At 72.7% G+C, this 6,198-nt stretch carries 4 protein-coding genes; 2 read left to right on the plus strand and 2 right to left on the minus strand.

Translation table 11 applies throughout. From position 1 onward, the window contains the following. Positions 1–75: 75 nt before the first annotated feature. Together ACWER9_RS31565 and ACWER9_RS31570 are read right to left on the minus strand one after the other, a co-directional pair. Positions 76–1,059 (minus strand): type IV toxin-antitoxin system AbiEi family antitoxin domain-containing protein, encoded by a 984-nt coding sequence (locus tag ACWER9_RS31565; RefSeq protein WP_452305283.1) that lies wholly within the window; start codon positions 1,057–1,059, stop codon positions 76–78. 148 nt (positions 1,060–1,207) lie between these two features. Continuing rightward, positions 1,208–2,497: an adenylosuccinate synthase gene (locus ACWER9_RS31570; RefSeq protein WP_452305284.1), complete on the minus strand. Its 1,290-nt coding sequence runs from the start codon at positions 2,495–2,497 to the stop codon at positions 1,208–1,210. Positions 2,498–2,621: 124 nt separating this feature from the next. On the opposite strand from ACWER9_RS31570, the gene ACWER9_RS31575 reads away from it, so the two are divergent. Continuing rightward, entirely contained in the window at positions 2,622–3,680 is a 1,059-nt protein-coding gene (locus ACWER9_RS31575; protein ID WP_452305285.1) for a diacylglycerol kinase family protein, read from the plus strand. A gap of 91 nt (positions 3,681–3,771) precedes the next feature. Beyond that, positions 3,772–6,123 (plus strand): chromosome partitioning protein, encoded by a 2,352-nt coding sequence (locus ACWER9_RS31580; protein WP_452305286.1) that lies wholly within the window; start codon positions 3,772–3,774, stop codon positions 6,121–6,123. The last annotated feature ends 75 nt before the right edge of the window (positions 6,124–6,198 follow it).

Raw genomic sequence — 6,198 nt, forward strand, 5'->3', positions numbered from 1 at the left:
GCCCACCCCCGCCGACCGCTGTTGATCAAGAGGTTTGCGTCAGATCGGGGAGGGATTCTGACGCAAACCTCTTGATCACCTCCGCTGGGCGGCTGCGATCGCCTGCCGGACCGTGTGTGGGATGTATGCCGGGTGCAAGGTGTCCTGCCAGGTGAAGCGGAGGATGGTCCAGCCGGCGTTGACCAGGCGATTCTGTCGGCGACGGTCGGCGAAAGCGGCCTCCGGAGCGCCATGGGCGTCTCGGCCGTCGGCCTCCGCGATGACCCGCGGGCCGCGCCAGCCCAGGTCGCCGATGCCGAGCAGATAGCCGTCGTCGTCGCGTACCTCCAACTGCAGCGCATCCGGTGGGACCCGGCCGTCCACGCACCGCAGTCGGCTACGCGTCTCCAACGGCGACTGCGCCCGTCCGTCCGCCTCGGACAAGTAGGCGCGTGCCGCGACCGCGCCCCGCCGCCCTCGAATGAGGTTCGGGACCACCATCAGTTGAGCCGGATCGATGCGGCGTCGATTGAGCGCCGAGTCGAGGACCGAGACCGCTGGGTAACGATCAACCAGGAGAACGACGTCCGAGACGGTCCGGAGCGGAGAGGTCGCACGAATGCCCGCGACCTCGGTGATGTCACCGGGATCAACTGTCAACTGGTGCACGGTCAGCCACGGCACCGGAATCCGCTGATGCCTCGGTCGACCGACTGGCACCGAGACGTGGACCTGCGCACTCCGCCGGAGGCCCGCAATGCCGTGCAACTCCAGCGCGGTGCCCAACACGGCGAAGGCGCCGGGCCCGAGGCTGACGACCGCAGCGCGAATGTGCGCCCGCCGCCGAGTCGATTCGCTCAACTCCGCGTCCGGCATGAAACAGCCGCGCAGTATTCGGTGCCACCTGCCGGACCGATGCAGCTGTCGGATCTCATCCCTGGTCAGGCCGGCACGTAACCCCTGCGCCAGGGTGACCATCCCGTCCTGCCGGGCCGCAAGGTGACGAAGAAGTTGGTGTGGTCCCACACCCCCACCCTGCCGACCGACCCCGCCCCGCCGAAGCCCCTGTGGACAACCCACGGAACCCTGTGGATAACCCGGCCTCTCACCTCGGTGATCAAGAGGTTTACGTCAGTCTGGCGCGCAATTCTGACGCAAACCTCTTGATCACCGGGGCGGCGGCGCGGGCGCCGGGCGCGGGCGCCGGGCCCAGGGGGGAGGGGGTGGGTTAGGGGAGGAGGGGGTGGAGGTGGACGTTTTCTTCTCGGCCTGGGCCTACGCCTACGACGCTGACCTTGGTGTTGCAGAGTTCCTCGACCCGCGCGATGTAGCGGCGGGCGTTCTCCGGGAGGTCGTCGATGGTGCGGGCCTTGGTGATGTCCTCCCACCAGCCGTCGAGTTCCTCGAAGACGGGCTTGGCGTGGTGGAAGTCCGTCTGGCTCATCGGCATGTCGTCGACCCGGACGCCGTTGATCTCGTAGCCGACGCAGATCGGCACCTTGGGCAGGCCGGTCAGCACGTCCAGCTTGGTGATGACCAGGTCGGTGACGCCGTTGAGGCGGCAGGCGTACCGGGCCACGACCGCGTCGAACCACCCGCACCGGCGCTCCCGCCCGGTGGTGGTCCCGTACTCCGCGCCGATCTTGCGCAGGTGGTCGCCGTTGGCGTCGAACAGCTCGGTCGGGAACGGCCCGGCACCGACCCGGGTGGTGTACGCCTTGCTCACCGCGATGACCTTGTTGATCGCGGTCGGCGGGATGCCCGCGCCGACGCACGCGCCGCCGGCGGTCGGGTTGGACGAGGTCACGAAGGGGTAGGTGCCGTGGTCCATGTCGAGCATGGTGGCCTGGGCGCCCTCCAGGAGCACCGTCTCGCCCCGGTCCAGCGCGTCCCAGAGCATCGCCCGGGTCTCCGCGATGTACGGCTTGAGCCGCTCCGCGTACGCCAGGTACTCCTCGACCGTCGCGTCGACGTCGATCGCCTTGCGGTTGTAGACCTTGAACAGGATCTGGTTCTTCTCGCGCAACGCGAGTTCCAGCTTCTTGCGCAGGATGCCCGGGTCGAGCAGGTCCTGGAGGCGGATGCCGATCCGGGCGACCTTGTCGCCGTACGCCGGGCCGATGCCCCGGCCGGTGGTGCCGATCCGGGACGAGCCGAGGTAGCGCTCGATGACCCGGTCCAGCGCCCGGTGGTGCGGCATGATCAGGTGCGCGTCACCGGAGATCCGCAGCCGGGACACGTCGACGCCGCGCTCGGCGAGGCCGTCGATCTCGGCGAGCAACACCTTCGGGTCGACGACCACACCGTTGCCGATGACGATCATCGCGTCCGGTGAGAGCGCGCCGGACGGCATCAGGTGCAGCGCGTACTTCTGGCCGTCCGGGGTGATCACCGTGTGTCCGGCGTTGTTGCCGCCGGAGTAGCGCACGACGTAGTCGACCCGCTCACCCAGCAGGTCGGTAACCTTGCCCTTGCCCTCGTCGCCCCACTGAGCGCCGATGAGCACGATCGCTGGCATCTTTTCCGCCTCCAGAAGGCTCGGGTGCCAGGTGGCGACCGTTCGGCGAGCCCGGGGTGTCAGGTTAACAAGTAGTGACGGCGTGGCCGGCAGGGGTCGCGTCGAGAGGCAGGAGGCTCCTTCCGTGTACGACGTGGTGCTGCTCACCCTCGGTTCGGAGCGGGACGCTCCCGGGGGCTGTGGCAGCGGCGGGGCCTGCTGCGGCGGCGCGACCGGGACCGACACCGCCCCGGCCAGCCAGGCCGACACCAGCCAGGCCGACACCGGCCAGGCCAGCAACGACCAGACCGACACCGGGCAGTGCGCGACGGAGCGGCCACGGGTGCCCGTGCTGGCCTGCGCCGATGCCCTGAACTCCCGGGGTGCCCGGGTGGAGATGGTCACCGCCCGTTCCGACGCGGAGATCGACGCGGTGTTGGCCCGGCTCGACGGCCCGGCCCGGCCGGACGGCCTCACCTGGCCGGACCAGGACAGCAAGACCCGGCTGGTCGTCGCCACGGCCAGCGACGGGCAGTTGCGCGCCGTGCTGCGCCGGCTGGTCCGGCGGTACGCCCCCGCGCCGAGCAAGCGCCCGGCGGACCTGCCCGGCAACCGGACCCTGCCCGACCTGCCGCCGGTGGCCGTACTCCCACTCGACCCGGCTCGTGGCGGCACCCACCGAGACCTGGCCGCGCAGCTCGGACTGCCCCGGGACCCGGCGGCGGTGGCCGCCGCGGTGCTGGACGGTACGCCGCGCCGGCTGGACCTACTGCGCAACGACGGCGGCTCGGTGACCCTGGACGGCGCGCTCCTCGGCGCCGCCGACGACGCCGGCCGGCCGCTGCACTGGCGCGCCCGGGTGGAGGTCGACGACACCGTCCTCACCGACGGTGCGGAACCGCTGCTGGCCTGCGCGGTCGGCAACGCCGGCGGGTACGCGACGCTCGACGACGTGACCCTGCTGAGCGGGCCGGACCCGGCCGACGGCCAGGTCGAGGTCGCGGTGGCCGTGCCGGTGGTCGTCCGCTCGGCGTGGGGGCGCAAGCGGGTACGCCTCGAAGTTCGGCGGGCCCGTGGGCGGGCGGTGTCGGTGCTGCCCCGGGAGGGCAAGGTGCCGTACCTCGACGATGGTGTCGAGAGCGAGCTGACCCGCAAGCGTTCCTGGTGGATCGAGCCAGGTGCCTGGGCGGTCTGGTCGAGCTGACCTCGACGCATCGACCGGCCGACCTGCCTGCGCCGATCGGCCCTGCTAGGCGAATGGGCCTATCCTCGCAGGAGGACTGGGGAGGGCCGTAATGGACGAAAACGCCGACCGGGCGCAGGCGCCCGGCCAGCAGCCGGTGCCGGAGCGGGACGTCGAACCACTCTGGCCGCCGGATCCAGGCGACCGGGGCGCGGTGCCGCCCTGGGCTGCCGTCGCCGAGCAGCGGGGTGGGCCGCCGGCGGTCACGCCACCTGTCACGCCACCGGTGGCGGCACCGCCGACCGGGCGACCGCCGATGCCCGGTCAGCCTGGCGCTGCGGCCCAGGCACCACCCTCGCCGTCGGACTACCCGTCGCTCACCGGCGCCGTCCCCGCGCCCGGTGGGTGGGGGGCCAACGGGCCGTCCGGCACCGGGTCGGGTTGGGCGCCGGCACAGCCGAGTTGGCCACCACCGACCGACCCGGCCGTGGCGTCACCGCCGCCCGCGCCGGCGTCGAGCGGTGCCCGACCGACGCCACCGGCAACCGGCCCTGGCAGCAACGGTGGGCCAGTTGGTCTCAGCGCCCCCGCCGCGCCGACACCGCACACCACCGCCGCGCCGAGCGATGGCCGACCAGCCGTGAGCGGCGCGGCCGGAGTTGCACCCGACGCAGCTGGCGCAGCGCCGCAGGCGCAGCCCGGCGACCGGGGTCCGACGCCTGCGGTGCCGAACGCCCCGGGCGGCGTGGACCTGGACCTGCCGTTCACCCTTGATCGCCCCACCGCCGCCGCGGACCGCCCCGCCACGCCCGCAGCCACCGACCAACCGGCCGCAGCTACCGACCGGCCCTTCCCAGCCACCACCGCGTCCGCCGCCGGTCCGGGCGTCACCGAGCCCCCGGCGGTCGCCGGCAACGCGCCGGCGGGCTCCTCGGCCGCAGTCTCCGGAGCGGCGACCGGGCCGGCACCACAACCGGGTGGGCCCGCGCCGCAAGCGAGCGGGCCAGCACCACAGGCTGGCGGACCGGCGCAACAGGCTGGCGGGTCCGGCGAAGACGGGTCCGCGGACGGGCCGGCGCGGCCGATCGCCGAGTCGCCGTGGGCGTATCCGCCGCAACGCCCGGCCGGAGCAGCGCCCGCTCAGGACGAGGCCAGCGCCACGCCTCCGATTCCGCCGCCGCCGGTCGTCCCACACACCGGTCCCGCCCAGGCGCACCCCGGGCCGTCGTCCACCCCGGCGATCCCCGGCCAGGTCGGCCCGGCGCAGATTCCGCCACCGCCCGACCTGACGCAGTTCAGCACCCCGCCACAGACCCCTCCCGTAGCGCAGCACGCTCCGCAGGCCGGGCCGACGACCCCACCACCGGGGCCGTTCCCGCCCTCGCCGGGTTGGTACCCGCCGCCCTGGCAGCAGGGCTCGCCAGGTGGCACACCCGGGCAGGCGTACCAGGAGGCCGACGGGGTCACCCGGATGCCGGCCCCCGCGTACCCGGATGCGGCCGCATACCCGGACGCGAGCTGGACACCGGAGGACACCGCCGCACCGACCGCCGAGGACTTCGCCCGACGCCGCCAGGTCCGGCCCGCCGACCCGGTGGCGACGATGGGCGTACGCGCGGTGGTCAACAAGATGGGCCTGCTCCGGCTCTCACCGGGGCGGCACGAGCAGGAGCTCAAGCGGGACATCGAGATGGTGCGCCGCAACTTCGGCGGCCTGCGGCAGGTGACAGTTGTCAACCCGAAGGGTGGCGCCGGTAAGACGGTGGCCATCCTGTTGCTCGCGATGACCTTCGGTCAGAAGCGCGGCGGCTACGTGTTGGCCTGGGACAACAACGAGACCCAGGGCACCCTCGGGATGCGGGCCCAGCAGGATTTCCACTCCCGCACGGTGCGGGACATGCTGCGTGACCTCGGGCAGTTCCAGGGCGCGCACGGCCGGGTCGGCGACCTGTCGCAGTACGTCCGCTCGCAGGGCGAGGGGATGTTTGACGTCCTGGCCTCGGACGAGTCGGCCACCGGTGGCGAGATGTTGACCGCCGCCGCCTTCGCCGAGATCCGTGAGGTGGTCAGCCGGTTCTACAAGTTGATCTTCGTGGACACCGGGAACAACGTCCGGGCGCAGAACTGGCAGGCGTCGATGGACGCCACCGACCAGTTGGTGGTCACCATGTCGGCCCGTAACGACTCGGCCGAGACCGCCGCCCGGATGCTCGACCACCTGGAGCAGAGCGGGCGGCAACGGCTGGTCCGTCAGGCCGTGACGGTGGTGTCGATGCCGCCGTCCCGCAAGGAGATCGACCTGCCGGCCATCCAGGAGCACTTCGCGGCCCGCACCCGGGCGGTGCTGCTGGCCCCGTACGAGCGGCTCATCGACAGCGGCGAGCCGATCCGGTACGGCGGGCTCTCCTCGGCCACCCGGGACGCCTGGCTGAAGATCGCCGCCGCGGTCGCCGAGGGGCTGTAACCCGTCGACGGCCGGCCCGGTGAGGCAGCCCTGGTCGAGGCGGTCCGGTCCGGCCGGCTGGCAGGCGCCGCCCTC

Source organism: Micromonospora sp. NPDC003944 (genome assembly GCF_053605225.1).

Excerpts from the sequence above, each read along its gene's own strand:
- ACWER9_RS31570 (WP_452305284.1), bottom strand. The coding sequence starts at position 2,497 with ATGCCAGCGATCGTGCTCATCGGCGCTCAGTGGGGCGACGAGGGCAAG.
- ACWER9_RS31580 (WP_452305286.1), top strand. The coding sequence starts at position 3,772 with ATGGACGAAAACGCCGACCGGGCGCAGGCGCCCGGCCAGCAGCCGGTG.